Source organism: Desulfitobacterium elongatum (assembly GCF_055378975.1).
On the sequence record NZ_AP038772.1, the window covers coordinates 2765632 to 2791593 of the forward strand.

The window sequence follows — 25962 nt, forward strand, 5'->3', positions numbered from 1 at the left end:
CTCACGATCTGGTTTCCAGAACTGTTTTGATCACACGATGTTCGAGCACATCAATAAGTCCATGATCGGTGAGACCCAGTTCAGGCACAGTGGGTAAAGATATAAACGATAGTGTCATAAACGGAGCGGGTAGATCACTACCTAAATTAGTAGCGACCTCGTTGATTCGAATCAATTGATCCATGACTTCTTCAGAGGAGAGTGGACTCATGAGCCCTCCGATCGGTAGCGGAAGAACCCCTAAGACTTGTCCATCTTGAACAGCTACGAAGCCCCCTTGGTATTTGGCAATCTCTTGGGCTGCAATATACATATCGTTATCATTCGTTCCCACAAGGACAATATTATGATGATCATGCGATACGGACGAGGCCAACGCTCCGGACTTAAGCTTAAATCCGCGAACAAACCCGACCCCGACTTGTCCATTTTGTCCGTAGCGTTCGACCACAGCCAGCTTAAGAATATCCTTTTCAGGATTGACTTGGACCTGATCGGAAGAGATTTTCAACCATTCCTGGGTTCCATAGTTAATGATTTGATCCGGATAAAGATTGATTACGTTAACTTTTGCACTTTCTCCGCTAGCCGGCACCACAAAATCAGAGGGTTTAAAGTCAGAGGATAAGTTGACCGTCTTCATGAGAAAGTCAGGAAACTGAGTGATACTCACTTCCTGTGAAAGTTTGCCATCTTTAGCCACGATTTGGCCATCTTTAAAAACATAAACAGGTTTAATGGTTTTCAAGTCATCTAAGAGAACGAAGTCGGCATAACGTCCCGGAGTCAAGGCTCCGACGAGATGATCTAACCGGAAGTGTTTAGCGGTATTAATCGTTGCCATCTTGATCGCTTTAATGGGATCGAGGCCTAAGTCGATACTCTTTTGAATGTTGTAACTGATATGTCCTTCTGTCGCGATATCCGTGACATGCTTATCGTCTGTACAGAAAATTAGATTCTCGGTCGGCAGGTTATGTTCAATCACACCCTTAATCAGTGCTTCCACATTACGTTCTGTACTACCTTCCCGAATGAAAGCCTTGATTCCTAAACGTAGACGCTCAAAAAGTTCTTCATAGACTACTGATTCGTGGTCATCCGAGAGCCCTGCCGTGGCATAGACATTCAGCTTATCCCAATTCAGCCCAATCGCGTGACCATTCGCAACCTTGCCACTAGCCCGGGCACTTAAAACTTTTGCTAAATACTCCTCTCGAACCCCTAAGATTTTCGAGGGATCAAGTTCCCCAAGACTGGCAGATATATCCAATTTTAATAGTTCTTCGACTTCTTCAACCCCTAAAACCCCACCCGTTGTCTCCAAGCCTGGAGCCGTTGGGACTCTCGAGGGAACCTCAAGATAGATACGATAAGGCAATTCAGTGATATAACTTAATAAAGCTTCTAACCCTTTAAGTCCAGCAACATTAGCAATCTCCATCGCATCGACGAAGAGAACGGTCGTACCCCAAGGGACAATGACACTGGCTAACGCTTGAGGAGTGAGTAAGGTGGGTTCGATATGAATGTGTGCATCCATAAAACCAGGAACTGCATAGCGACCCCCGGCATCAAATACGTGCTCAGTATTGACCTCCCACGAAGGATTGATAGCAACAATTCTGCCGTTTTTAATGACCAGCTCACCTCGGTAGACGGTTTCCGTAAATACATCTAAAATTTGCAAATTTTTAATGTGTAAATCCGCCTTTTCTTCTCCGAGAGCAACTCTGAGTTCTTGAGCTAACGTTGAGACCGTTTCTTGCATTGCAGCCATCAAACCTTTCTCCGTAAAACGGTAAATTCTAAAATTCCAGGTGCATAATATTCCTTTGACCATAGGACCGGCCGTTGGCTGATGTTATATCCTACTTCATCAAGGTATAAAATTGGACTTCCTTCAGGGATTTCGAAGGTGGTCGCTAAATTCTTATCCGCTAAGCAAGGTTCTATCTTCGTAAGATCCATTTCTACTGAACAATGACAGTATTGCTGCAAAAATTGGAAGACCGGAGGCTCCAAGTCTTTATTTTTGTAGGTTGGGTCAATAACTAATTTTTGAGGAATGTGGTCTATGCACAGAATAGCTGGCTTCTGATTGGCAAGGATGAGCCGTTCGACAACAATAAGTTCATCTCCCTCGTTGACCAAAAGATGCTTCGCTGCGTTTTGATCGGCCTTAGTCATGCTGGGCTTAACATAGGCAATCGATGGTATATAGCCCGCATCTGCAATTTCCTCGAGAAATTCCTTCTCAAGATCGAGTCGTGAGGTGACTTGAAGAACATGCTTATTGATGATCGTCCCGATTCCTCTGCGGCGGGTAATAAAACCCTCACCCTCTAAAGCTGCGAGCACATCACGAACGACTGTCCTACTGATCCCGAGTTTTTGTGCAAGAAGCTCTTCCGATGGTAATCTACCTGTCGTTTCAAACGCTCCATCACGCAACATCGCGATCATGACTTTACGGGCTTTGACGGATAGTTCCTCGTTATCTATTTTAGGAATCTCTGGCATGCTGCACCCCTTAACTGTAGATTCAACAGGACGTAACTCAATAATAAGTAATAAGTAATAAGTAATACTTATTTCGCAAAAAAATAAACCCAGACGTCAATTTCAGCTCAAAAATAGATGAGTGAAACTAGACCGTCTGGGTTTTTATCCCGTCGGTGTATACTTTCGCTCATAGTCAGACAATTTACGGTCGTCTGGTAGAAACTTGCGGACCCTATCTCCGCTACTATATGAACTCTTATGGAATTAAAATTCAGTTTCAAGTTTAACAGAGATATCTTGGATGGTCAACTGTAAATATCCTTTAGTGTCAATACAGCAGGGATCACCTGCTCCTGGACTTTGGTGGGACTAATACTTCGTATTTTCCTTTATTTTTACTTTGCATTATCCTTTGTAATCAAATCAAGTGCTACGGGGATATTCGCATCCACCTTTTCCCCTTTGGCGACTTTCATCGCAGTTTCAAGGGCGGTTTTACCAATCAATTCCGGCTTTTGAGCAACTGTTGCAGCCATTTTTCCATCTTTAACAGCTTTAACTGCATCGTCTGTAGCATCAAAGCCTACCACAAGAATGTTGCTTCTGCCCGCAGCCTGGAGTGCACTTACGGCACCTAAAGCCATTTCATCATTGTGGGCAAAAACGGCTTGAATATCCTTATTCCCTTGAAGGATGTTTTCCATAACAGTTAACCCTTTAGCACGATCAAAATCAGCAGGTTGGGAAGCAACCACTTTAATGTCCGCTTTGCCGTCAACGACATTGTGGAATCCTTTACCGCGGTCACGAGCTGCTGAAGTCCCAGCTATACCTTGTAGCTCAATTAAATTTCCTTTATTATTGAGAGCCTTCATTATATAGTCAGCCGCCATACTTCCGCCTTTTACATTGTCAGAAGCGATATGAGCTACGACCTTCCCTCCATTGGAAGCACGGTCAACCGTGATAACTGGGATATTCGCTTTATTAGCAGACTCCACAGCACTAACAACCGCTGCACTATCGGTCGGGTTAATCAAAATGACGCTGACTTTTTTCTGAATTAGATCCTCAATATCACTAATTTGTTTTGAAGTTTTGTCCTGCGCATCAACAACGTTCAAGGTTACACCTGCTTCCTTGGCCGCTTTTTCTGCACCATCTTTTAAGGTAACAAAGAACGGATTGTTTAGCGTTGAAATTGAAAAACCGATGGTCATAGTAGCAGGAGTCTTTGCTGTACTAGTAGTCTCAGGTTTGGTTTGAGTGGTACCGCAGCCAATTAGGGATACGGCCATAATAACAACAAGTAGAAGCGTCCAAATGGAATGTTTTCTTTTCATGTTTTATTCCCCTCTAATATTTATTTTACCGATTCAAATAACTGAGAATAGATAGTTTCGAGTTTCGCCTCCTTCGCTTGGTAATTCAACTAAACTTCTGATGGAATTTAGTATTCCACCTGAAGTAAGTTTCCTTTCACCCGGATTACTTATTTTTTGAACGATCGAGCAAGACTGCGAGCAGGATTACTGCACCTTTAACCGCTTGCTGATAAAAGGAAGAGACATTCATAAGATTGAGCCCATTATCAAGGATCCCTATAATCATCGCACCAATCAAAGTCCCAACAATCCACCCTTTTCCACCGGAGAGGCTTGTCCCACCGATGACAACAGCAGCGATCGCATCTAGCTCATAGGACATTCCGGCTGTAGGCTGTGCTGAATTTAAACGCGATGTCAGGATGATTCCACTAATTGCGGCGAAAAGGCCACTTATCGTATAGACAAAGGTCTTAACTCTAGGAGTATTGATCCCTGATAATCGAGTTGCTTCCTCATTCCCTCCGAGTGCAAAAACATGCCGACCAAAGGTAGTAAACTTTAAAATAATATAAAGAACAACAAATGAAATGAGCATCCAGATGACTGGCATCGGAATTTCAAACAAGTAACCACGACCAAACATACCGAAGGAATCTGGGAGCCCGGCGATCGGTTTACCTTGGGTATAGACGAGTGTTATTCCCCGGAAAATGGTCATGGTTGCTAAGGTCGCAATAAAGGGAGCTACCTTCCCTCGAGAAATAATAACGCCATTTACAGTTCCCATAGCCGCCCCGGAAAGGAGTCCTGCAAGAATCGCAATCGAAGGATCTGATCCAGCAGCCATCATTCCCGCAGCCAAAGCACTTGAGAGAGCAACAATCGATCCTACGGATAAATCAATACCGCCTGTCAAAATAACAAAAGTCATTCCGAAGGCTATTAGTGCATTAATTGAAACTTGGCGCAAAACATTTAAAATATTACTAACCGATAGAAAATCCGAGCTGATAATTGAAAGAATAACAACGAGCAAAATCAGTCCCAAAAGAGGACCCATGCGTTGGAGAACCCCGCTTTTTCGCCTTTCTTTAGCCATGACTTTTCCCTCCTGTTGCCGCAAACATTATATTTTCTTGTGTGGCATTTTCCCGTAAAAATTCCCCAGTAATTCGTCCTTCATGCATCACGAGGACCCGGTCGCTCATCCCTAAAACTTCAGAAAGCTCCGATGAAATCATGAGAATAGCCACACCCTCTTGAACCAGATGATTCATCAAATCATAAATCTCCCGTTTAGCCCCAATATCCACCCCGCGAGTTGGCTCATCTAAGATCAGGACCTTCGGACGAGCAGCCAACCACTTACCGATGACTACTTTTTGCTGATTTCCTCCACTCAATGATCCGACCCGTTGGTTCGGATGATGCACTTTGACATGTAACTTTTGGATACTCTTATCTACAAATTCCTGTTCCATACTGTGTCTGATAAAGCCAGAACGAGATAGGGTGCGAAGATTCGGAAGAGCCAGATTTTCCCGAACGGAAAGCTCTAAGACAAGACCTTCTCCTTTTCGATCTTCAGTAACAAGAGCAATCCCTGCTCGAATCGCATCCATCGGATTTTTTATATTCACTGCTTGATTATCCACATAAATCTTGCCGCTGTAGCTCTCTGCTCCAAAGATGGCTTTCACTAATTCTGTCCGCCCTGCTCCCATCAAACCCGCGATTCCCAGAATCTCTCCTGCCCGTAAAGAAAACCCGATATTCTTCAATTTTCCTGGTTGCGAGAGTCCTTCGACCCTTAATCGTTCTTCACCAAGGGACGTTTCTACCTTTGGGAAAAGCTCTTTGATTTCACGCCCAACCATCATATGCACAATCTCATCCATGGACGTTTCCCTGGTTTCACGTGTCCCTATATATCGGCCATCACGTAGCACCGTAATTCGATCGCTAATTTGAAAGATTTCTCCCATTCGATGGGAGATATAGATCATCCCAACCTCCTGAGCTTTCAAATTTTCGATTACTTGGAAGAGTTTTTCAATTTCCCGTTTTGTGAGTGCCGCTGTAGGTTCATCTAGAACAAGGATCTTAGCCTGCATCGAAAGAGCCTTGGCAATTTCCACCATTTGTTGTTGTCCAACGGAAAGTTCTCCAGCTAAAGTATCTGGACTTAATTCCAACCCCAGTTGGTTTAAAGATTTACGGGCTTCGTCGCGCATTTTTGACCAGTTCACGATTCCGGTCCGTCCATATTTAATCTCGCGACCCAGAAACAAATTTTCCATCACGGATAAATAAGGAATCATATTAAGTTCCTGATGGATAATGGCAATTCCTAAGTTCTGCGCCACCTTTGGTGAAGATACCACCTGTTCCGTTCCCTGAAGTTTAATTGTACCCTCATCCTTGGAATAAATTCCTGAAAGGATCTTCATCAGGGTGGATTTCCCGGCACCATTTTCCCCCATCAGAGCAAGCACTTCTCCTGACCGAAGAGACAGTTGGACCTTGTCCAAAACGCTGACTCCACTGAAGCTCTTGCTGATCCCTTCCATTTTTAAGAGATCCGCCATTCGAAATCCCTCCTTCTTTTTTGAATTAAATACTAAGCATTTAGAAAATCACGCCTGCCTCAAGCACCACATTGGCATAAGGAGTAAACTCACCCGTGCGAATAATGACCTTCGCTTCTTGGGTCAAAGTTTTAAGTTCTTCATGGGTCATGGTTTTAATCGAAACACCCGGTAAGAGGGAGAGTAATTCCTCTTTTTTTAGAGGGCTTTCCTTCTCCATCTCTATAGCAATATAGGCGGTCTCCACTTGCATCTCCTGTAAAACTGTTTCTACAGTTTCAATAAACGACGGTACTCCCTTTTTTAAAGCTAAGTCAATCCGTTTAACCTGAGGTGGAATGGGTAAGCCAGCATCTCCAATCACTATTTTATCGGTATGTCCAAGTTTACTGATCACCTTGGAAATCTCACTATTCAGTATTCCAATTTTCTTCATGTGATAAATCTCCTTCAAGATATCGGTTTAAAACTCCACCTAAAGTATGTTACTTAATCTTATAGTGAAGTTATTTTTGACTTACGGAAATGCTCCTGAACTTCTTTCAGAGTAGGCATTCCACCCTGTGCGCCGAATTTCGTCACGGCTAGAGCAGACACTTGTCCGGCAAATATCATCGCTTCCGCGATCGGCATTTTTCCAGCTAAAGCATAAGCTAGTCCACCGTTAAAAGCATCTCCCGCTCCCGTGGTATCAACGACTGGAACGCTGTGCCCTTCAACGCGGTACAGCTTTTCTCCCTTGGCTTTATATGCAGCGCCTTCAGCGCCAAGCGTAGTAATGCAGTACGAGACACCCAGATTGAGTAACCGATCCATGCCGTCTTCCAATGAAGAATTACGACCCATTCCTGCTAAAAGTTCAAGTTCTGAACGGTTCGGAGTAATATAGTCAATCTGTTGCAAAAGCTCTACGGACAAGGTTTGTGCGGGAGCTGGATTCAGCAGGACTGGCTTGCCATGTTTTTTAGCGAGCTTTACCGCATATTCCACCGTCTGAAGTGGTATTTCCAGTTGGAGTACGATTAAATCAGCTTCCCTGATCTTCTCTTCCTGCCAATCCAGATCTTCCGGTAAACATTGAGCATTCGCGCCGGGAACGACTACAATGCTATTATCTCCAGCAGCCAGAAGAATTGATGCAACACCAGTCGCACCCTTGTCTAAGACTTTGACGCCTGAAGTATCTACTCCATCCGTTTGCAGGGCCTTTAGCAAATCCTTTCCAAAGGAATCCGGACCCACTGCCCCTATCATCGCCGTTTCAGCACCTAATCGTGCTAGGGCAATCGCTTGATTTGCCCCCTTTCCCCCAGGGATGAAGTGGATTTCTTCGCCTAAGATCGTTTCCCCACGCTCGGGCGAACGTTCTGCTTTAACGACAAGATCCATATTTAAACTGCCGATGACGAGAATTTTAGGCTTCTTCATTTACATCAACACCCTCTTTCCAAGTCGACTTCCGCGGTATCAAGGTTACATCTAATTCCATGATAGTGTTCTCACTAATTCCCGTTTCAATCTCTTGGATCAACATTCTTGCAGCTAAGGCACCCATCTCATAAATCGGCTGGGCAACCGTCGTTAACTCGGGTTCAGTGATCTCCGTTAAGCTGATCCCGTCAAACCCACACACTTTAATTTTCTCCGGAACAGGAATTCCCTGATCACGCAATTCCTTCAACACTCCGACTGCCATCAAATCATTACCTGCAAAGACTCCATCGATATCCGGTTGACGCTCCAAAAGAAGTTTAATCGCCTTTCTCCCACCTTCGATATCGAAATTTCCTGGGACCGCTAAACTTGGTGAATACCAAGCCTGCCCTCCTACAACATCCTCATAACCCAGTAAGCGCTCTCGAGCTGTGATATATTCCTGAGGTCCATATATATGGGCAATTTTGCGACAACCCCTGCTCTGCAGATGTTTAACCGCAAGCTTTGCACCTTCACGATTCTGTGAACGGATAATCGGACACGTGGATATATCTAACCCCCTGTCTAAAAGAACAATTGGAACCTGATCTTTTCTTAGATGGTCAATATCCTCCTGATAAACAGTATTGGATGCAATAATAATTCCATCCACATATTTTTTCTTGAGTATCTTGATATAAGAACGCTCTTTAAAGCCAAGCCCATCAGAGTTTCCAAAGATCACGGTTAAACCCTTTTTATGGGCTACATCTTCAACCGCTCGGGCAAGCGCTGGAAAGAATGGATTCGAAATATCAGGTAAAATTAAAGCAATCGTCCCTGTCTTCTTTCCTGCTAGTCCTCGTGCTATAGAATTGGGTTCATATTGGAGTTGCTCAATAGCTTTTAGGACTTGACCTGATGTCTCAGAATTAACATTTCCACTCTTATTAATGACGCGAGATACCGTAGCTACCGATACTCCCGCCAGACGGGCAACATCCCGAATTGTCGCCATAACCTACACCTTCTTACTTCTGTAATCGGTTACATCATTCTTAACAATGATCTTATACAAAGGTAAACTTACGTATCAATAAAGCATGTAAACGGTTACATACTACTAACAATTTATCTTTTTATGAATGTTGTGTCAATACTATTTTAATCTTTCCCAGAAATCGGCAATACACGCACTATTATTGAATTTCCTTCGTTATCTACGTGGCTTACAGTAGCAAATGTTGAAGAAGGTTGACCCTATAAGAAAACCCCCATTCTCATCTTGTCGATCTTTACAAGATATGAGTGGAGGTATCTAAACCATGGTTGTTAGCTATCTAGGCAAGGCAGCTTATAACTTCCTTATAAAAATAAAAGCGATACACCAATTAACGAGATAGAAGCTCCCAATATTTCGCGTGGAAAAACCTTTTCCTTAAATAGAAGAATCGATATAGGAATAATCAAAACAGGAGTAAGCGACGTTATCGTAGAAACGACACCTGTCGGTGCGTGTTGAACCGCAAGTAACGAAAGAGACACTCCGAGGAAGGGACCAAAAATTGATCCAGTAGCGATGAACCTCATAGCGTTAGCATTCTTAAGAGCTGAAAAAAGCTTTCCCCAGCTCTTCAATACTGTTAAGACAACTACAAAACCAATTATTCCTGCTATTATTCGAATCTGAGTTGCCTGGAAGGGATCATAGGAGCCCATGCCAAATTTGCTTAGAACTAGGCCAAACGCTTGTCCACAAGCACCTAAAAAAGCATACACTAATCCCCTAGTGGGCTGAGATAGCGTCACCTTCTTCTCCCCGATACCCTTATTAAATATTACAAGAGCAATCCCACATGTCGTTATAAGCATTCCTATTGCATCTAATAGTGTGATTTTCTCTCCTAGTATAATAAAACCTGTTATGGTTGTAATCGGTGGTACAGTGGACATAATTAACATGGATATGCGTGATCCAACGACTACATAGGCCTGGAACAAAAATAAATCTCCAATAACAAAACCAATTAACCCTGACAAGGTTAACCAAAACACGTTTGCACTTGTGGCATCAATGGGGAAAAGCATTCCTTTTGTAAATAAGTTATAACTTGATATAAAGAAAAAAGCAAATACCAGACGTATTAAGTTAACAGATAAAGAACCCACTTTCTTTCCAGCAGCCTCAAAGGCGCTCGCGGAAATTGTCCAACAAAATGCTGTTATAAGTGCAGCAATTTCTCCAAAATGTGATGTTAACAATGTTATGACTCCCTTATTCAACTTATTCTACGATTGGGTAGTATTCTACTCTATTTATGCATTTCTCTACAATTCCCCAAATTTCTGCAAGGATAAAAATAACCCCTATTCCCGGATAACTTCAACAAAAAACAGATATCATAATGAAAAGAGCCGCTCGAGGAGCGGTCTTTAGCTTTTTAAGCATTCCAAATCCTTCGGCCAAAACAACTTGTCCCTTGCAAACTGAGAGCGCGATCTAAAAATTCGACGTTTTAGTTTTAGGATCATTTTACTCTCCGCAGATGATTCGTCCGCTTCGATTTTCTCAAGGGATGAACTTTTTCTCCCTCAGCTTTAAAGAACGTTCGATGACGTCGTCCCCTCCAAACGCCAAATAACATGACAATTCCTAGGGCAATAATGAAGGCCACATATTGCATAAAATCCTCTACCCTTCAAGAAACTAGTTGCTATCCTTTTGCTACTCTCCGTCGTCAGAAGAACTATCCTTATGTTTAATTTTTCGAGTGTAGTCTTTATTGGATTTATGAGGGCGTGTGCCAGTATTGAAAAGAGCTCTTGTTCTTGGCTTTCGTACTAGCGTTGATTTCTTTTTCATTGTTTCTCCTTTAACGTCCTCGACTTATTAGCATTAGCGATTCTCATACACCCTTAGATCCTTGCCGCTATGGTTAACCATGTTTCTTTCGTCAGAAAACTTTCATCCACTTGTTCTTCGAGCTCTAAGAAGCGTTTATAGGGGATACTAAAAGAAAGGACATCTTTGTCAATGAATTTACGTGCCGAGGGATCGGTTAACCCTATTATACACTTTGGATTTTCTGCCTCAACTTGTTCCAGGGCATAAAGTACGGACTGCTGACAGCCAGAACCAAAGTCCACCTTCACGTTATCCTGAGTGGGTCTATCATAATTTGCAAACCACATCAGGGCGGAAAGCTGGTCAGCATTGGCTAGGAAGATGATGATCTCAGGGGTTTCGCTCTCCTCTAGTTCAGCTAAAGGCTTAAAAATAATATAACTTTTTGTGGTGACTTCAGGTAATCCAGTCGCAAACTTTGCAGCAAGCTCCGGGTTCTTCTTATAAAATTCCCCTTCCCTGCCTCCTACACCACCGGTTGATAAGAAATATTCAATAAAACCTAATTTAAAACGGTTAAAACCCAGTCCAACTTTGCCACCCGTGCACGTAGTCGTCGGAGCATCAAAAACTGTGACTTGACCTTTAGCCGCGGAATTTAACATGGAGATTACGCAGCCCCACTTCCCTTCCTTGAACTGCAAGCCCCCTTCGGGTTTGATATCTGATCGAAATACGGCAACCGGTTGAGTTTTAAGTTTTATAGAATCTGCAATCTTGCTTTTCATTTAAAAAAACTCCTCACCTTCCAACTTCGGTTAAGATTATATTCTTATAATGTTGCTAAATTCCTTCTGGACCAAAACAAAAAAAGAAGCCTTAGGAATGCTATGCAGCACTCGTAAGCCTTCTTTAAATTAGAACCCAATCGAATAATTTTTATTTTAAACGATTTTTTACATTACCCTTTTGGCTCCTGCATACTTACTCCACCAGTAGGAGTTAAACTTAGATACCGTTACTCCCTTACTTGAAGAAGCATGAATGAACTGGCCATTCCCCATATAGATCCCAACGTGGCTAACTTGTCCCTTCGAGGTGAAACTAAAGAAGACTAAATCTCCACGCTGTAATTTACTCGCTGGTACAAAGGTTCCTACCTTATATTGGTCCCTACTTAATCTAGGAAGATTGATGCCCTGACTACGAAACGCCTTTTGCGTAAGTGCTGAACAGTCTATTCCTCGCGTAGTGGTCCCTCCCCAAAGATAGGGAGTTCCAATGTATCCTTTAGCAGTAGCGACAACTTGATTGACCCTCTCCGGACGAGTACTACTCGTTGAAGCTTGGGCAGCTGGGGCAATCATAAGTACCCCTATAAATACGGTTAATATCGTAATGAATAACTTATTCCTCATTATAATCATCTCCTTGTTATTTAATCGTTTGAACTTGTTCCCTTTTGGACAAGTCTAATTTTATCATCTAACAACTCTAAATTAAATCGTGGGTTGTTGGGTTATCTTCCATTTAATTTTTAATATGGAATATTAAGTTATAATCTAACAACTCCAGAATTACGTTACAGACAGTAAAAAACAGAGCGGAAATCGCCCTGCTTTCATATCCATTCCTTCTCTATCGGTTTTACTATCTATAGACGCTTTCGTACGTTGAAGTTATCTTGAACCAATAACCAATTCTGTGGGAATTCATTACCTAAAACCCAGTAGTAGAAGCCTCTTAAGCCAAAATCTTTAACGAGATCAAATTTTGCCTGAATACTTCGGGCATCTTCAAACCAAACCTCGTGCCTGCGTCCCTGTTCATCCGTATATCGAAACCAGGGAGCTTGAACCGTTTGATTATACTCAATGCGCTCACCATATCGGCTCGCCAGTTCTATACCCCGTTGTGGACTTATAGCCTTCGCGAATTTTCCTTTAGGCACATAAGGTAAAGTCCAGTCATAACCGTATAGAGGTATTCCCATCATTATTTTTTGACTAGGCACAACAGTTACTGCATAATTCAAGACCCTTCGCATGAGATTGATGGGGGATACGGCCTGTGGCGGACCTCCAGACCATCCCCATTCATAGGTCATAAGAAACATAAAGTCTACGACCCGTCCAATCGCTTCATAGTCGTGTCCTTCGTAAAGTACACCTCTCTGTGTTGCACTGTATTTCGGTGCCAAAGCTGCTGAGAGTGTATAACCTAAAGGTCTTAATCTCTGGGCAGCTTTCGTTAAGAAGCGGACATAACGCTCTCGATTCTCGCTTCCAAGATACTCGAAGTCAAAGTCAAGACCTTTGTAGCCTTTCCTTTGCATTACTCGGATTGCTTCATCCAATATACGATCTTGTACGGCCTCTTGGGTTAAAATAGCTGTAGCTAGTTCTGTACTAAATTGTCCATTTTCTAGGTTCGTGAGTACTAAAAGAGGAGCAACACGATTTTTTGAAGCTGCTGCAAGAGAGGGTTCATCTTCTACAGGAGTAAGACTTCCGTCGCGATTGACTGCATACGAAAAGATAGCAACATAGGTTAGCCAATCTCCAACTCTGTCAATCGCTTGCGCAGACCGACCTCGGGTTATTCTTGGATCAATATAGCCATTTGTTTCTACTGTAGGTTTTTGAACCGACTCAGAGGTTTCCCTGGTGGTTGGAATAACAAGTGTCTGTCCAACCACCAGCCGGTCAGGATGAATAAGCTGATTGCCCTCCACGATAGCTTGACTAGGTACTCCGAAGTGACGAGATAATGTCCAGACGCTATCGCCTGGCTTCACTACATGAATGTGCATAAAGAATCCTCCTTAAGGCACATAAATCCTATCTTTAACTTATGTTCTGTAAGTAAGTCATGTGAGTGTCTAAAGATATTTCGGAGCATGCTGGTTTTAGAGAGAACTGACCAGGTTTTCAAGTCTATGGGTTCTACCTAATGCAATCTAAACTTTAGTTTATACCAACAACAGGTTTATTTTTGATATACAGCCACGAGATCAAAGCGGATAGGGCACCAATTCCGCCTATGGCTAGGAAGCTGTGATTCAAACCAATACTATCTCCAAAAAAGCCAACTAAGACTGGACCTAAAAACATCCCTAATCCATAAACTGCTTGGAAAAAGCCCATAGCCGTAGCCCGCTTTTCAAAGGAGATATTCTTAATACTTAAGCCCATTAACAAGGAAAAGGATAGTCCACGGCCGAACCCCCCAATGAATTGAGATAGATAAAAAAGCTCTCAATATGCTTGATAAAGGGTATCGAAAGACAGTATATAGCAGTCAAGATGAAACCGATGACAACCGTGTTTTTTTCACCTAATCGTTCAGTGAAAACGGTTCCACTTAAGGGCGAGGCGAAAATTGCAGGCAGGGTAGCCAGTGCCGTCAGAATTCCAAGTTCAAAACTGTTGGCTCCAATAGCTTTGGCGGCTAAGGGAGTAAAGCCTAAGGCAGTGGCGTAGGTCAGAATTTGAGATAAGACTGCTAAGGAAGAAACAATCAGTAGATTGCTATCCTTAATCGTTTCTAGCAAAACCTTCAAGCGAATTGGAGTAACAGAAGTATCTACCACTTTCTCTACGACTCCGAAACTTAAAATCAGTGAACCTACCCCACCGACCGTTCCCAGAGCAAAGGCATATTCAGGCCCGAAGCTCTGCGCAACCAAGCCACCTAAAAACATTGCGATCATTTGGCCAGTATAGTTAACCGCATTGAGAATTCCCATAGCCTTAGGTGCATGTTGCCCAATGTAGTAGCTTGAAAAGAGAACCGTAAACGCGACCCAAGTCGCTGCTGATACCCCAGAAAGGGCTCGGAAGAAAAATAATGCGGGGAGGTTCTGAAAATACCACACCCCAAAACTACTGAGGATTGAGATAATGATACCCGCAATGATAAACACTTTACGCTTTCTCAACTTGTCAGACCAGATCCCAAGCGGTAACCTAATTAACATCTGCATAAGACCATAAGAACCTAAAATTATACCGAGTAGCTTATACGAAGCCCCTAAAGACTCAGCATAGGGAGATAGTATCGGGACATAGGTATATTGGGAAAACCAGTAAAGGCCCGTCATATAGCAAAATAAATAGGGCCTAAAATTCTCTTTCATTTGAATGTACCCCCATAACCTTTTAGTAAATAAAGCTGGCTTCTTATTTCTAGTTTACTAAGAATTTGTTTATAAAGTCCTGACTGTAGCATATTTTCTCTATCCTAGTGTCTATTTGCAAATGTTCCGTAGGGACTTCTCCGTCAACCTTAGTATATTATGCACAATGATATCAGAACAGTAAAAGAGGGCTTAAAACCGCTACACAAGCGAATTCTAGCCCTCTCCTTTGCTTTACGAATCTTACCAAAATGAATATTATGTAAAGTAGTTCAGAGGCAAATTCTTGTATGATTGTGATTCATGGAGGTCTTTTGGTATTGCAGTAATGCCGGTCGTCCACGGTTTGCTGGCATTCAAAGCTTCTCGTTATCTTCACCAAGTTTGGGGTAAGCAGAAGCACTGGGCAAAAATGTTTTTCCTGGCATATAGAGAGTTGAGACATAATTCAAACCCCACTTATGCTCTATGAAGCCTCTTTCTTTTACGTATACCTGAATTGGCAATTCACTTGTCTCTAAAACAGGGGCCATGCAACAGTCTACTTTTACTGAAAAATCTATCCATTCACTGAAGGTGCGGCTTTTAAATAGATTAACCATTTCCAGATAATACGGATTATCTGATTCAGGCAGTGTTAGCTGACAGGGAATGAGATCTTCTCTGTTTACCCCTCTGCAAAAGTTAGCCCAAAATTTCTCCTCTAATGCACCCAAAGTCACATAACGATTATCCTTTGTTTTATAAATTTCATACGCAATATAGTTATTATAGATACCATGTTCCTCTTTAGTTACCGACTGATGCGCTACATGAAGCCCCATTAGAGAAAGCATGCTGTCAGTTATAGAAACGTCTAAGTAAGTACTTTTACCCGTTCTTTCTCTTTGGACTAACCCTGTAAGAATAGCTTCACTGGCCACTATCCCGCCTATCAAGTCTGCCAATGCTATATACGGTTTTATGGGAGATCCGGCTTTATCTTTAAGCTGGGCTAATATACCACTTAGGGCCATATAGTTGATATCATGACCACCTAACAATGAAATTGAAGTATTTTGTCCATACCCTGATAAGGAGCAATATACAAGTGAGGGGTTTACTTTTAACAAGCTTTCATAATCAATTCCTAGTTTTTTTGTAACCCCGGGACGAAAGCTTTCAATAACGGCGTCTGCGCTTTTCACTATTTCCAAAACTCTTTGACGTTGTTCCGCATCCTTCAAATTAACCATTATACTTTTTTTGCCTCGGCTCTGACAACGGAAGATACACCCTTCTTCCCCATCGATTGTATCCATAAATCGTGCTGGATCGCCTGAAGGTTCTTCAATCTTAATTATTTCTGCTCCCCGATCTTCCAGTCGCAATGTTGCAAAAGGTCCCGGAAAATAACGAGAAAAATCAACAATTTTTATTCCAGATAGCATTGGTCCTTACCCCTCATTCTCTTTCTTCTCTAAGATTATGGTATCAAAATTTCCATTTTGTTACTCTCCCTAATTCTATCTATAATACCTTACAGTAAATCGGCTGATAGATAATAGGCAACACCTAGTACCTATCAGCCATCATTAAAAACGAATTTACTTTTTATACACAATCCTAATTTTTAATCTTATGAAATGCTGGTGGCTTTTTTAAGTTAGTAAAAAAAGACTTCCACTGGGAGCGTACTAGCAGCCTTTGAACACAGGCTTCCTCTTTTCAATGAAGGAGTAAATTCCTTCTTTATGATCTTCCGAAAGAGCCAATAGTTCTTGGTATTCAGCCTCAGTCTCAAATTCCATGCCAAGGCCCTCGAACGCATTTCTATTAACCATTGTCTTGATCTTCCCGTAAGCCAATGTCGGCCCCTGGGCCAGCTTATATGCTAATTTCATGGTCGTTTCTTCTAATAGATCTGCCGGCACAGCCTCATTCACAAGACCCCATGCGTAAGCTTCTTTGCCCGAAAAGGGTTTCGCCATCATCATCAATTCAGTCGCTTTTGCCCAACCAACCATCTTAATGAGCGTTGTGGGTGCGCCTAGATCAGGAACGAGATTCAAGTTAACAAATGGAAAAACTATCTTAGTGTCCTCAGCGGCGATCCTAAAATCACAGGCCAACGCAAGAGCAATACCTCCACCCGCTGCCGATCCATGAATCGATACGATAACCGGCTTTTGGATGGTTCTGATTTTTGTAACGATCACTCCCCATTTTCTTGCCGCAGCCCTAAAACCGCTATCTCTGCCTTCATCGATACGTTGTTTCATCTCAGCTATATTGCCACCGGCACTAAAAGCAGCTCCAGCCCCGCGTAAAACAACAACACGTACATTCGGATCGGAGCTGCTGTCATCCAGGCATTGTTCTAATTCATCATCAATGACACTGCCGGTAATGACATTTAGTCTCTCTGGATCGTTTAGCGTAATTAAGGCAATTCCATCTTTCTTTTCATAGATGATTTTTGTTAGATCCATAATTAACTCTCCTCCAGTACTCTAACTTTAGATCTTAATCGCTTGATTATAGGCATCTCTGATGGCATCCTGTATCTTTCTCGGTTTAGAAGCATCGCCAATGATGCTTAGCTTATCGATATTGCCTTGCAAATCTACATACAGGCTATTGTTAGCACGAGATCCCACAGCAAGCACAACTGTATCAGCTGGGATTACTTTCTTTTCCTCACCAGTTTCAACGAGAACGCCCTCTTTCAAAAATGCAACTACTTTTGTTAGGTTTAATGTGTTTATATTAAATTGCTTGAGGCGAGCCATCATCGACCAGCGAGAGCTCGGACCGATATCCTTGCCAATTGACTTAGCCATTTCAACAAGTGTTATCTGCTTACTTCCATGGGTCAGCAAACGATATAAGGTTTCCGGTGCCTCTGCTCGATAGAGCATAAGATGTCGTAAGGTTTCCGCATCAATGGTTCCGATCTCAGCCAGCATCAAGGCTGTTTCAACTCCTACTGCTCCTCCTCCAACGATAACAACTTGTGAACCTACTTTCGTCTTTTTCTTCAATACATCCCATGCCTGGACTACTTTGGCATCCTCTTCAGTCGTGATATTGGGCAGGATAGGTTCTGCTCCCGTAGCGATGACCACGCGGTCAAAGGCACCCTCTTTGACCTTCTCTTGTATATCTTCTTTTGTTGCTTTTTTTTGATAATGTATCTCTACGCCGAGCTTCTTACAGGCATTGGCCAGATACCTTACTAAGTACGCAAAATCGTACCGTCCTGGAGGTGCAGAGGCAACTTCAATTTGACCCCCTGGCTGACTATTTTGCTCCCATATCGTTACACTATGACCGCGCAACGCTGAAACACGAGCAAACTCCAAGCCTCCTACACCTGCTCCGATGACAAGTATCTTCTCGGGATAGGATGAGGTAAACTGTGACGGCAAAAGGGAACCCTGTAAAAGTTCGGATTCTCTGCCTGCTTCTGCGTTGCATAAACACTCAACTGTTGTGTGAGCCATAATGCGATCCAGACATCCCTGATTACAAGCCACACAAGGCCGAATTTCATCATATTTCCCTTGAATCGCTTTATTTCCCAACTCCGGGTCAGCTATAAACGGACGACCCATCGCTATAAAATCCGCATTGCCCTCATCCACAATTTCTTCACCCACGGAAATGTTCATACGGTTACTCATAATCACGGGGATCGATACGGACTCTTTAACACCTTTGCCCAAATAGCTAAAAGCGCCGTGCGGTACATCCATCGTAACCTGAGGAACTTGTGCTTCATGCCAACCGCCCGTAATGCTGATTGCATCTACTCCGGTCTTTTCTAAAGCAACGGCAATCTCCTTTACCTCAGTATTGGTATTTCCCCCATCCATGAAATCATTACCACCCAGCCTAACCGAGATAGGGTAGTCTTTTCCAACAACTTGACGAATTGAAGCAACAACCTCTAACAGAAACGTCATGCGTCCTTGCAAATCTCCGCCATAGCGATCCGTTCGTTTATTTGTTACAGAAGATAGGAATTGTCCGATCAAGTAGCCTGAATTAGTACCGATTTCGACGCCGTCAAAACCTGCCTGGACCGCTCGCTTGGCTCCGGCAGCATAAAATGCTAACAAATCCTCGATTTCGGATGTGGTTAATTCGCGCGGTGTCTCACCGGTATACCTTGAAGGAACTGCCGATGGTGCAATTGCCTCCATACCGCCATACTCCTTCGAACGAGCGTACCGCCCTTGATGTAGCAATTGAGCGAAAATCTTCGCCCCTTCCTCATGGACTACATCCGTCAAACGTTGAAGCCCAGGGATACACCGATCATCGTTCAGATAGATCATGTCATATTCCGTTTTATGGATTGGATCTATTTGTAAAGCGCCTAAGACGATCAGCCCAGCCCCTCCCCGAGCTCGCATACGATAAAACTCAACAACTCTATCAGTGATCATCCCTTTGTCGCAGTAGCCCAAACCCATGGGGGCCATAACCAAACGGTTTTTAAGTTCCAGCTGACCAATTTTCCCTGGAGAATATAATTTTGACATCACTTAGTCCTCCATAATTAAAGTTTGCTTCTCTCGTTTAAAATATCTCGACAATACCTGCTTGTTGATTTTACCATTTTCCAACTTGGGCATTTTAGCCAACTTTATCACACGATCAGGAATCTTATATTTGCTGACTTTCCCTTTGGCATAGTCTCTCAAGGTTTCCTCAGTTTCCTGAGAGTTTTCCTTCAATTGAATGAAGGCCAAGGTCTGTTCCCCCAATTCTACGTGATGTACCCCCATCACGCAGACTTCCAAGACGGCAGGGTGAGCATAATATACTTTTTCCACCTCTGCAGGATAGATATTGTATCCCCCGCGAATGATCATATCCTTCTTTCTGCCGATAATCCGGATGACCCCTAAGTGGTCAATTGTCGCTAAATCTCCCGTGTGCAGCCAGCCGTTATCTTTAAAAGCTTTCGTTGTTTCATCCGGCATCTCATAATAACCCTTCATAACCGCGTAGCCCCTGCACAGCAGTTCTCCCTCTTCTCCCGCTTCGAGCGATTCCAAATCATCATTAACCACCTTAACCTCCACTCCGTCCAAAGGCCGACCTACGGTTTGGCTACGGGTCGCTAAATCATCTTCAAAGCTCGTCATCGAAATAGCTACGCTTTCGGTAGAGCCATAAGCCACCATGATATCACAACACAGCTCTGAGCTAATCTGCCGAACGACATACTCATCACAATAAGCACCGGCGATAATACCGGTCCTTAACGAGCTGACTTCCTTTTTATTCTGCTCGCATTCGTGCAATATTCGTATAAACATAGTCGGCACCCCGTATATGACCGTCACTTTTTCCTGTTCAATAAGAGCTAAGGCTTCCTCGGGCTGGAATCTATTCATCAGGACGATCTTGCCACCAAAGTAACAGGGCAAGATCAGTCCTGTTACAATACCAAACATGTGACAGCATGGTATGGGGACAAGAAAATTATCTTGACCTGCAGCACGCAGATGATATCCAATATTCCTTGCAGAACGATACAGGCTCTCATAAGTCAGTTCTACCCCTTTGGGACTCCCTGTTGATCCCGAGGTAAACATGATAACAAACAAATCTTCATAAGGATTAATTTTAACGGACTCAAATGTCTTATTTCTCCCTGCTTCTAACAGTTCCGAAAAGGATTGGTACCCTTCTTCTTTAAACCTAACAGTTATTAGTTCGTACATATCGCTATTTTTTTGTAAACAAGTCAATTGCGACGGACCGCCAACAAAAACCATTTTGGGACGGATAGTTTTTAGACGTTCGTCCATTTCTTCTTTTTCAGAAACGAAATTACAGGGAATGAGGATAGCACCGCATTTAGCCAAAGCAAAAAAGATAACAATAAATTCATGCCAATTCGGAATAAAGGTCAAAACCTTGTCGCCTTTTTGAAGATTCAACTGAACTAAAGCAGCCGCTGTTTGATGGATTTCCTCCTTAAGCTCCTGATAAGACATTCTCCGTAGTCCGTCAAATATAACCTCTCGATCAGGTGTTTCTTCTGCCCAATAATCAACAATGCTCTGGAAGGTTCTGTCCATGTACATTCCCATCTCTTTTCTAATCATCCTAGCTGCATACCCTTAACAGTCTATCCCCATCTGAACTCTACACCTAAGGTTCCAGTGGGAAACTCCCATTTTTCTAAAATCGTTTTCCCACACAGTACTCGACAGGTTCCACATTCGAGACATCCGGCATAATCGAAATGAATCCCGCCTTTTTCGTCTAACTTATAAAGTCCTGCCGGACAAGCCAGGATCAGCTTCTGAAATTCCTTCATATCGATATCTCCAGCCTTCAAGACAATATGGGCATTTTCTTCATCGACATAGAATTTATCTATACCGAGCTTTTGGTCGACGTTTACAGGACTCATAGTGAGCGCACTCCTTTCCATGCATCTTTGGCTAGGTTCATGATTCCGATTTTCTTAACATGCTTGAGCATGTTCTTCATCAGCGGTTGAGCGGGCTGACCGTTCATCACAAACAAATCTGCCATCATATCCGCTGCCATGCGTGGATACCCATCGAAAATCCGGGGAGTCCCTTCTAAGAAGTGAGGGAACTTCTGGTAATGAGTGAGATCTTTCATCACAAAGCTGTCGTTTAAGAACGACTGATAACATTGCAGAAAGCTTTCACTGAAGTTCTGGGCTTCTTTAGCAGCAAGCACAGCTTTCACTGCACATTCTGCCGAGGCAACTGCAAAGTCCATGCCACGGACAGCGTAACCAAGGTTAATACAGAATCCAGCGGCATCGCCGACAACCAATACGCCATTACCAATAATTTTGGGTACCATCTTCAGTCCACCTTCGGGAACAAGGTGACCGGAATACTCGATGAGTTTACCGCCTTTGACAAGCCTTTCAATGGCGGGATGATTCTTAAAGTCCTCTAACATTTGTGGCACGGACGTGTTTCCTTCGATTAAATCACTTAAGGTCGCGACAACTCCTAACGAAATGCTGTTTTTGTTGGTATATATGAATCCACCGCCGACTCGTCCTGCGGAGGGAGTTCCCGCAAAGAGCCAGGAGGTTCCTTCATTTTCTCGGCAATTAAAGCGGTCTTCGATGACAGATGCGGGTAATTCGATAATCTCTTTGGCTCCTACAGCAACTTGACTGGGGTCTATTTCACCACGAAACCCTAGTTTTTGTGCGAGGAGTGAATTGACTCCATCGGCTAATATAGTTACATCGGCTTCGAGCTCTTCGTCTCCGGCGATAACTCCACAGACCTTTCCGTCGCGAACGATGAGGTCATCTATTCGGATTCCGGCGATGATTTCGACTCCAGCTTCTTCTGCTTTTTCTTGGAGCCACTGGTCAAAGACTCCGCGTAGTACCGAATAGGAATCACTACCTTGTACTCCGAGCATGTCAGAGTAATAATCAAGGGTTACATTACTTTCTTCGGTCATTAAGCTGATTTTTTCCCGGGTGATCTTTCGCTCGATGGGAGCTTCTTGAGCAAAGTTTGGGATGATTTTCTCAAGACTGTGGCTATAGATCCGTCCTCCGGTCACATTTTTGCTCCCAGCGTAGTTACCTCGTTCAATGAGTAACACGCCTAAGCCTTCTTTTGCCAACATATACGCGGCGACGGTACCGGCAATTCCACCACCGACTATAATGACATCAAATTTATCGTCAGACATTTTTAACATCCTTTCGTTCTCTCTTGCGAAAAGTTCTAAAAAAATACGTGAAAAAAGCGAAAACCCTGAAATCCTCGCGTCCGGATGCTTAAGCCACACTTCGTGAGAGAATCGTCAAAGAGGGTGACCTTAAACCTCATCAGCTTGTCTGATCTTCAGTTTTTTCGCTCTTATTTCTTCGGAAAAGTATTATTTTAACTTGAACTTATTTCAATTGATTGATTAAAGTAGGGAGAATTTTATACAGGTCACCGACGAGACCGTAGTCGGCTTGTTTAAAGATCGGTGCGTTTTTATCTTTATTGATGGCAATGACCACTTTCGAACGGTTTATGCCCACCATATGCTGGACCTGACCGGAGATTCCTAGGGCAAAGTAAACTTCGGGGGTTAGTATTAAGCCAGATACTCCGATATAGGTCTCTTTTGGCATCCATTTTTCCCCTTCAGCGATCGGTCTTGAACAGCCGACTTCTCCTCCGATGACTTCGGCCAACTGGCGAGCCATGTTGATATCTTCAGATTGCGCTATCCCACGACCTACACCAACTACACGTTTGGCGCTCGCTAGATTGACGGAGACTTTGGGTTTTTGTTCTTTGCTGATGACTTTCATTTTCGTCTTAGGCTCGATGAACTCAACTGTTTCTACTTCGGCTTGACTGGTTGCTGCTTCTGTTGATACGGCTAGGACTCCCGGTCCTACCATGATAACAGCTGTGGAGGTCGCTGCTTTCTCACGGCGTACCGCCGCTCCCCCATAAACCATGCGCTTAGCTTCGCCGTCTTGGGTCAATTCCATAACATCGGTGATGACGCTTGCTCCAATCATGGCGGCTAGACGTCCAGCGATACATTTTCCTCGTTTCGTCGGTGCTACCAGTAAAAAATCTGGTTTTTCTTTATTCACTAGAGCAGCGATGCTTTCTGAATAATCTTCCAGCATGGCTCCATCTTGCGCAGGGATGGACCACACTTTATCGGCACATATTACACCCTCGGGTGAACCAACGACTACTCCTTCTACTCGATCTCCCAACTGACGTGCTCCAAGACATAATTCATTAAGTGCTGTATATTTCTCAGCAAATACCCATATTTTCATTTCAATTGCCCACCTTTATTTCAATTCTCCTGAGATTTTTTCGATGAATTTCTTAATGGCTTCATCGGAATCTCCTTCGATAATATCTTGCTTACGATCCACTTGTTTCGGTGCTTTAGTTTCTATTACTTCGATGGAATTTGCAGGTTTGGCTAAACTTACATCACTTGCCTTCCAAACGCTTGAGGGCTTTTTTCCTGCAGCTAAGATTTGCTTCATGCTGGCGATACGTGGAAAATTGATATCTGAAGTTACTGATACGACTGCGGGTAAGGTCAACTCGATGGTTTCGACTTCGTCTTCCAAGGTGCGCTCAACGATGACTTTTCCGTCGGCTTCTGTAATTTTACTGATGCTATTGATTGTCGGGAGGCCAAGCACCTGACCGAGTTGGACGCCTACTTGTTGTGCATATAGATCCGCTGAACCTTCTCCACAGATTACGAGGTCATACGTGCCAATCTTTTCGATGGCTGCTTTTAAGGCTAGAGCTGTCTGATGGGTATCCATGTTTTCGAACGCTTCATCGGCAACAATAACCAAGCTTTCTGGTCCACGGGATAAAACGTTCTTCTTTAATTTCGAATCATCGATTGTTGGACCTCCAACACTCAGGGCAACTAAGGTTCCGCTATTTGCTTCGATGAGTTGGGTTCCCGCTTCGATGCTATTTAAATCGTAATTACTAATGGTCATTTTTGCTCTCTCGAACGATAGCTCGCCATTAGACTTTATGATAATATCTTCTTCGTCAGGAACAACTTTAAAACAAGTAATAATGTTCATATTTACACCTCAAATATCATATTATGAATCAATAATAGCCAAACTGACCACCTTTAGTTCTTCAACTTCTAAACGCTTATGTGCTGAAGGATTCAACAAATGAAGTTCGCACAAGGCATCTGAGAAGAATTATCAGGCTAGCATGTAGTAATTACTTCCTACTAGCCCGACTCGAAGCCTATAAGATTTTTCCTTTAGATAGTTTACTTATCTGTCTAACGGTAACAGCATCTTCATTTTCCCGTCGTTTACGATAATCTTTTTACTGTAGAGTTCTGCGATTTCTTCGGATGAATAACCGAGCTCGCTTAACACTTCTTCATTGTCCATTCCGTGGTACGCGGCCGGTCTCCACATCTTGCCGGGGTAATTTTTAAATTTAGGTACAATCCCCACAGCCCTTACAGGTGTTCCCTTGACTGACTCCCATTCCAGGATCATTTCCCTGGCTTTAACTTGAGGGTCATTCTCCAGGTCTTCAAACGTATTTACCTTATTGACGGGAAGTCCGGCTTCCAGCAATTCTGCTTGCGCTTCATAGGATGTTTTCTGAGCCAAATAAGCATTGATTGCCCCATTGAATTTTTTCCCTGCTTCACTGTTTACATAAATCAAACTTATATTTTCCGGGAAATCTTCCGTCCCATATTCTAATCCAAAGAGCGGAATAGCCTTCTTCAAGACGCCGGCACCCATTAAGAAAAATGCGATATATTCACCATCTTTGGCTTGAAAAGATCCGCACCCTGCATAAGCTGCCGGATATCCGGTCTGCTCCACAATTCTATGGGCAGAAAACCAGTCGGATATATACTGCTGACTCCGCATCAGCACTTCATATTGTGCGATATCAATACTTTCGCCAATTCCTGTTTTTTCTACTTTATGCAACGCTGCAAGGATTGACGTTGCCGAGTATAAGGCAGTCATAAAATCTGCTGTATATGGACCGACTGCAGTAGGCGCCCTCTCCGGGCCGGCATTTGAAAACATATAACCACTGAATGCCTGCGCAATAACATCATATGAAGGCCGGCCTATATAATCAGGCAGTCCTGTCTGACCAAAACCTGATATATGAACTATGATGAGTTTCGGATTCACTCCCCAAAGCACTTCATCCGATAAGCCCCATTTTTCATATTGACCACCTTTGGAAGCTTCCACAAAGACATCTGCATCCTTCAGCAGGTTCAGTAAGATCTCTTTGCCTTCGGGCGAAGGAATGTTGAGGGCAACATTCCTTTGGTTTTTTCTATCCGACTCAACGGCAAAGCTGCGGGAGAATCGTGTAATATCAGGAGCTACTGAGTTTTCCAGCCAGATTACGTCCGCTCCATACTCTGCAAGCAGTTGAACCCCAAATGGGCCTGCTGTGGATTGAGTGGCATGTACGATTTTAATTCCAGACAACGTTCCAAATTCAGGAAGATTTTTATTTCCCCACATATACAAATTCCTCCATTTTTACATGTTAGATTAATATTTACATCACTTAAATAAGACGGATGATGCATGACAAACACCAAAGTCCGAGTGTTTAT

Annotated in this window: 23 protein-coding genes and 1 riboswitch; all 23 genes read right to left on the minus strand. The window is 43.1% G+C overall.

Annotation, left to right across the window (positions count from 1 at the left end; genetic code table 11):
• Position 1: 1 nt before the first annotated feature.
• The 23 genes from ade to ACZ42W_RS12990 all read right to left on the minus strand — a co-directional run bounded on the left by ade (position 2) and on the right by ACZ42W_RS12990 (position 25867).
• Complete coding sequence (gene ade / locus ACZ42W_RS12880) at positions 2–1780, minus strand: adenine deaminase (protein ID WP_464165750.1); 1779 nt, start codon at positions 1778–1780, stop codon at positions 2–4.
• On the minus strand, positions 1780–2523 hold the full coding sequence (locus ACZ42W_RS12885) for a GntR family transcriptional regulator (RefSeq protein WP_464165751.1): 744 nt from the start codon (positions 2521–2523) through the stop codon (positions 1780–1782). Before ACZ42W_RS12885 ends, ade begins: the two co-directional genes overlap by 1 nt.
• Before the next feature lie 152 nt (positions 2524–2675).
• Positions 2676–2777: riboswitch (purine riboswitch) on the minus strand.
• A 123-nt stretch (positions 2778–2900) separates the two neighbouring features.
• A complete protein-coding gene (rbsB, locus tag ACZ42W_RS12890; RefSeq protein ID WP_464165752.1) occupies positions 2901–3848 on the minus strand; it encodes a ribose ABC transporter substrate-binding protein RbsB in 948 nt (315 codons plus the stop codon).
• A 145-nt stretch (positions 3849–3993) separates the two neighbouring features.
• The gene (locus tag ACZ42W_RS12895; RefSeq protein ID WP_464165753.1) at positions 3994–4932 is read right to left on the minus strand and encodes an ABC transporter permease; all 939 of its coding nucleotides are present in this window, start codon (positions 4930–4932) and stop codon (positions 3994–3996) included.
• Positions 4925–6421: a sugar ABC transporter ATP-binding protein gene (locus ACZ42W_RS12900; RefSeq protein ID WP_464165754.1), complete on the minus strand. Its 1497-nt coding sequence runs from the start codon at positions 6419–6421 to the stop codon at positions 4925–4927. The genes ACZ42W_RS12895 and ACZ42W_RS12900 overlap by 8 nt, the downstream gene beginning before the upstream one ends.
• Positions 6422–6461: 40 nt before the next feature.
• Positions 6462–6857 (minus strand): D-ribose pyranase, encoded by a 396-nt coding sequence (rbsD, locus tag ACZ42W_RS12905; RefSeq protein WP_464165755.1) that lies wholly within the window; start codon positions 6855–6857, stop codon positions 6462–6464.
• Positions 6858–6916: 59 nt separating this feature from the next.
• A complete protein-coding gene (rbsK, locus tag ACZ42W_RS12910) occupies positions 6917–7849 on the minus strand; it encodes a ribokinase (RefSeq protein ID WP_464165756.1) in 933 nt (310 codons plus the stop codon).
• On the minus strand, positions 7836–8855 hold the full coding sequence (locus tag ACZ42W_RS12915; RefSeq protein WP_464165757.1) for a LacI family DNA-binding transcriptional regulator: 1020 nt from the start codon (positions 8853–8855) through the stop codon (positions 7836–7838). The genes rbsK and ACZ42W_RS12915 overlap by 14 nt, the downstream gene beginning before the upstream one ends.
• A 347-nt stretch (positions 8856–9202) precedes the next feature.
• Positions 9203–10099 (minus strand): DMT family transporter, encoded by an 897-nt coding sequence (locus ACZ42W_RS12920; RefSeq protein ID WP_464165758.1) that lies wholly within the window; start codon positions 10097–10099, stop codon positions 9203–9205.
• A gap of 654 nt (positions 10100–10753) precedes the next feature.
• On the minus strand, positions 10754–11470 hold the full coding sequence (locus ACZ42W_RS12925; RefSeq protein WP_464165759.1) for a DUF169 domain-containing protein: 717 nt from the start codon (positions 11468–11470) through the stop codon (positions 10754–10756).
• Positions 11471–11638: 168 nt separating this feature from the next.
• Positions 11639–12100, minus strand: coding sequence for a C40 family peptidase (locus ACZ42W_RS12930; protein WP_464165760.1), 462 nt, complete (start codon positions 12098–12100; stop codon positions 11639–11641).
• 236 nt (positions 12101–12336) lie between these two features.
• Positions 12337–13494, minus strand: coding sequence for a glycosyl hydrolase family 18 protein (locus ACZ42W_RS12935; protein ID WP_464165761.1), 1158 nt, complete (start codon positions 13492–13494; stop codon positions 12337–12339).
• Between the two features lie 154 nt (positions 13495–13648).
• The gene (locus ACZ42W_RS12940; protein ID WP_464170999.1) at positions 13649–13876 is read right to left on the minus strand and encodes an MFS transporter; all 228 of its coding nucleotides are present in this window, start codon (positions 13874–13876) and stop codon (positions 13649–13651) included.
• Positions 13876–14820 carry an MFS transporter gene (locus tag ACZ42W_RS12945; protein WP_464165762.1) on the minus strand — a complete coding sequence of 315 codons (945 nt, stop codon included), beginning with the start codon at positions 14818–14820 and terminating at the stop codon, positions 13876–13878. The genes ACZ42W_RS12940 and ACZ42W_RS12945 overlap by 1 nt, the downstream gene beginning before the upstream one ends.
• 356 nt (positions 14821–15176) lie before the next feature.
• On the minus strand, positions 15177–16250 hold the full coding sequence (locus ACZ42W_RS12950; protein ID WP_464165763.1) for a CaiB/BaiF CoA transferase family protein: 1074 nt from the start codon (positions 16248–16250) through the stop codon (positions 15177–15179).
• A gap of 246 nt (positions 16251–16496) precedes the next feature.
• Positions 16497–17291, minus strand: a complete 795-nt coding sequence (locus ACZ42W_RS12955; RefSeq protein ID WP_464165764.1) for an enoyl-CoA hydratase/isomerase family protein — start codon at positions 17289–17291, stop codon at positions 16497–16499.
• Between the two features lie 27 nt (positions 17292–17318).
• Complete coding sequence (locus ACZ42W_RS12960) at positions 17319–19349, minus strand: oxidoreductase (RefSeq protein ID WP_464165765.1); 2031 nt, start codon at positions 19347–19349, stop codon at positions 17319–17321.
• A gap of 3 nt (positions 19350–19352) precedes the next feature.
• Positions 19353–20927: a class I adenylate-forming enzyme family protein gene (locus ACZ42W_RS12965; protein ID WP_464165766.1), complete on the minus strand. Its 1575-nt coding sequence runs from the start codon at positions 20925–20927 to the stop codon at positions 19353–19355.
• A 23-nt stretch (positions 20928–20950) separates the two neighbouring features.
• Complete coding sequence (locus ACZ42W_RS12970) at positions 20951–21238, minus strand: ferredoxin family protein (protein WP_464165767.1); 288 nt, start codon at positions 21236–21238, stop codon at positions 20951–20953.
• Entirely contained in the window at positions 21235–22527 is a 1293-nt protein-coding gene (locus ACZ42W_RS12975) for an FAD-dependent oxidoreductase (protein ID WP_464165768.1), read from the minus strand. The genes ACZ42W_RS12970 and ACZ42W_RS12975 overlap by 4 nt, the downstream gene beginning before the upstream one ends.
• Positions 22528–22732: 205 nt before the next feature.
• Positions 22733–23632, minus strand: a complete 900-nt coding sequence (locus ACZ42W_RS12980) for an electron transfer flavoprotein subunit alpha/FixB family protein (RefSeq protein ID WP_464165769.1) — start codon at positions 23630–23632, stop codon at positions 22733–22735.
• A gap of 15 nt (positions 23633–23647) precedes the next feature.
• Positions 23648–24418, minus strand: a complete 771-nt coding sequence (locus tag ACZ42W_RS12985) for an electron transfer flavoprotein (protein WP_464165770.1) — start codon at positions 24416–24418, stop codon at positions 23648–23650.
• Between the two features lie 207 nt (positions 24419–24625).
• The gene (locus ACZ42W_RS12990) at positions 24626–25867 is read right to left on the minus strand and encodes a CoA transferase (RefSeq protein WP_464165771.1); all 1242 of its coding nucleotides are present in this window, start codon (positions 25865–25867) and stop codon (positions 24626–24628) included.
• Between the last annotated feature and the right edge of the window lie 95 nt (positions 25868–25962).

What these genes read in the sequence shown, in the direction of transcription:
- ACZ42W_RS12945 (WP_464165762.1), bottom strand. Translation starts at nt 14,820, where the DNA reads ATGAAAGAGAATTTTAGGCCCTATTTATTTTGCTATATGACGGGCCTT.
- ade (WP_464165750.1), bottom strand. Translation starts at nt 1,780, where the DNA reads ATGGCTGCAATGCAAGAAACGGTCTCAACGTTAGCTCAAGAACTCAGA.
- ACZ42W_RS12980 (WP_464165769.1), bottom strand. Translation starts at nt 23,632, where the DNA reads ATGAAAATATGGGTATTTGCTGAGAAATATACAGCACTTAATGAATTA.
- ACZ42W_RS12960 (WP_464165765.1), bottom strand. Translation starts at nt 19,349, where the DNA reads ATGTCAAAATTATATTCTCCAGGGAAAATTGGTCAGCTGGAACTTAAA.
- ACZ42W_RS12990 (WP_464165771.1), bottom strand. Translation starts at nt 25,867, where the DNA reads ATGTGGGGAAATAAAAATCTTCCTGAATTTGGAACGTTGTCTGGAATT.
- ACZ42W_RS12915 (WP_464165757.1), bottom strand. Translation starts at nt 8,855, where the DNA reads ATGGCGACAATTCGGGATGTTGCCCGTCTGGCGGGAGTATCGGTAGCT.
- ACZ42W_RS12935 (WP_464165761.1), bottom strand. Translation starts at nt 13,494, where the DNA reads ATGCACATTCATGTAGTGAAGCCAGGCGATAGCGTCTGGACATTATCT.
- ACZ42W_RS12975 (WP_464165768.1), bottom strand. Translation starts at nt 22,527, where the DNA reads ATGTCTGACGATAAATTTGATGTCATTATAGTCGGTGGTGGAATTGCC.
- ACZ42W_RS12925 (WP_464165759.1), bottom strand. Translation starts at nt 11,470, where the DNA reads ATGAAAAGCAAGATTGCAGATTCTATAAAACTTAAAACTCAACCGGTT.
- ACZ42W_RS12895 (WP_464165753.1), bottom strand. Translation starts at nt 4,932, where the DNA reads ATGGCTAAAGAAAGGCGAAAAAGCGGGGTTCTCCAACGCATGGGTCCT.
- ACZ42W_RS12885 (WP_464165751.1), bottom strand. Translation starts at nt 2,523, where the DNA reads ATGCCAGAGATTCCTAAAATAGATAACGAGGAACTATCCGTCAAAGCC.
- ACZ42W_RS12985 (WP_464165770.1), bottom strand. Translation starts at nt 24,418, where the DNA reads ATGAACATTATTACTTGTTTTAAAGTTGTTCCTGACGAAGAAGATATT.
- rbsK (WP_464165756.1), bottom strand. Translation starts at nt 7,849, where the DNA reads ATGAAGAAGCCTAAAATTCTCGTCATCGGCAGTTTAAATATGGATCTT.
- ACZ42W_RS12940 (WP_464170999.1), bottom strand. Translation starts at nt 13,876, where the DNA reads ATGGGCTTAAGTATTAAGAATATCTCCTTTGAAAAGCGGGCTACGGCT.
- ACZ42W_RS12950 (WP_464165763.1), bottom strand. Translation starts at nt 16,250, where the DNA reads ATGCTATCTGGAATAAAAATTGTTGATTTTTCTCGTTATTTTCCGGGA.
- rbsD (WP_464165755.1), bottom strand. Translation starts at nt 6,857, where the DNA reads ATGAAGAAAATTGGAATACTGAATAGTGAGATTTCCAAGGTGATCAGT.
- ACZ42W_RS12970 (WP_464165767.1), bottom strand. Translation starts at nt 21,238, where the DNA reads ATGAGTCCTGTAAACGTCGACCAAAAGCTCGGTATAGATAAATTCTAT.
- ACZ42W_RS12900 (WP_464165754.1), bottom strand. Translation starts at nt 6,421, where the DNA reads ATGGCGGATCTCTTAAAAATGGAAGGGATCAGCAAGAGCTTCAGTGGA.
- ACZ42W_RS12955 (WP_464165764.1), bottom strand. Translation starts at nt 17,291, where the DNA reads ATGGATCTAACAAAAATCATCTATGAAAAGAAAGATGGAATTGCCTTA.
- rbsB (WP_464165752.1), bottom strand. Translation starts at nt 3,848, where the DNA reads ATGAAAAGAAAACATTCCATTTGGACGCTTCTACTTGTTGTTATTATG.
- ACZ42W_RS12965 (WP_464165766.1), bottom strand. Translation starts at nt 20,927, where the DNA reads ATGATTAGAAAAGAGATGGGAATGTACATGGACAGAACCTTCCAGAGC.
- ACZ42W_RS12930 (WP_464165760.1), bottom strand. Translation starts at nt 12,100, where the DNA reads ATGAGGAATAAGTTATTCATTACGATATTAACCGTATTTATAGGGGTA.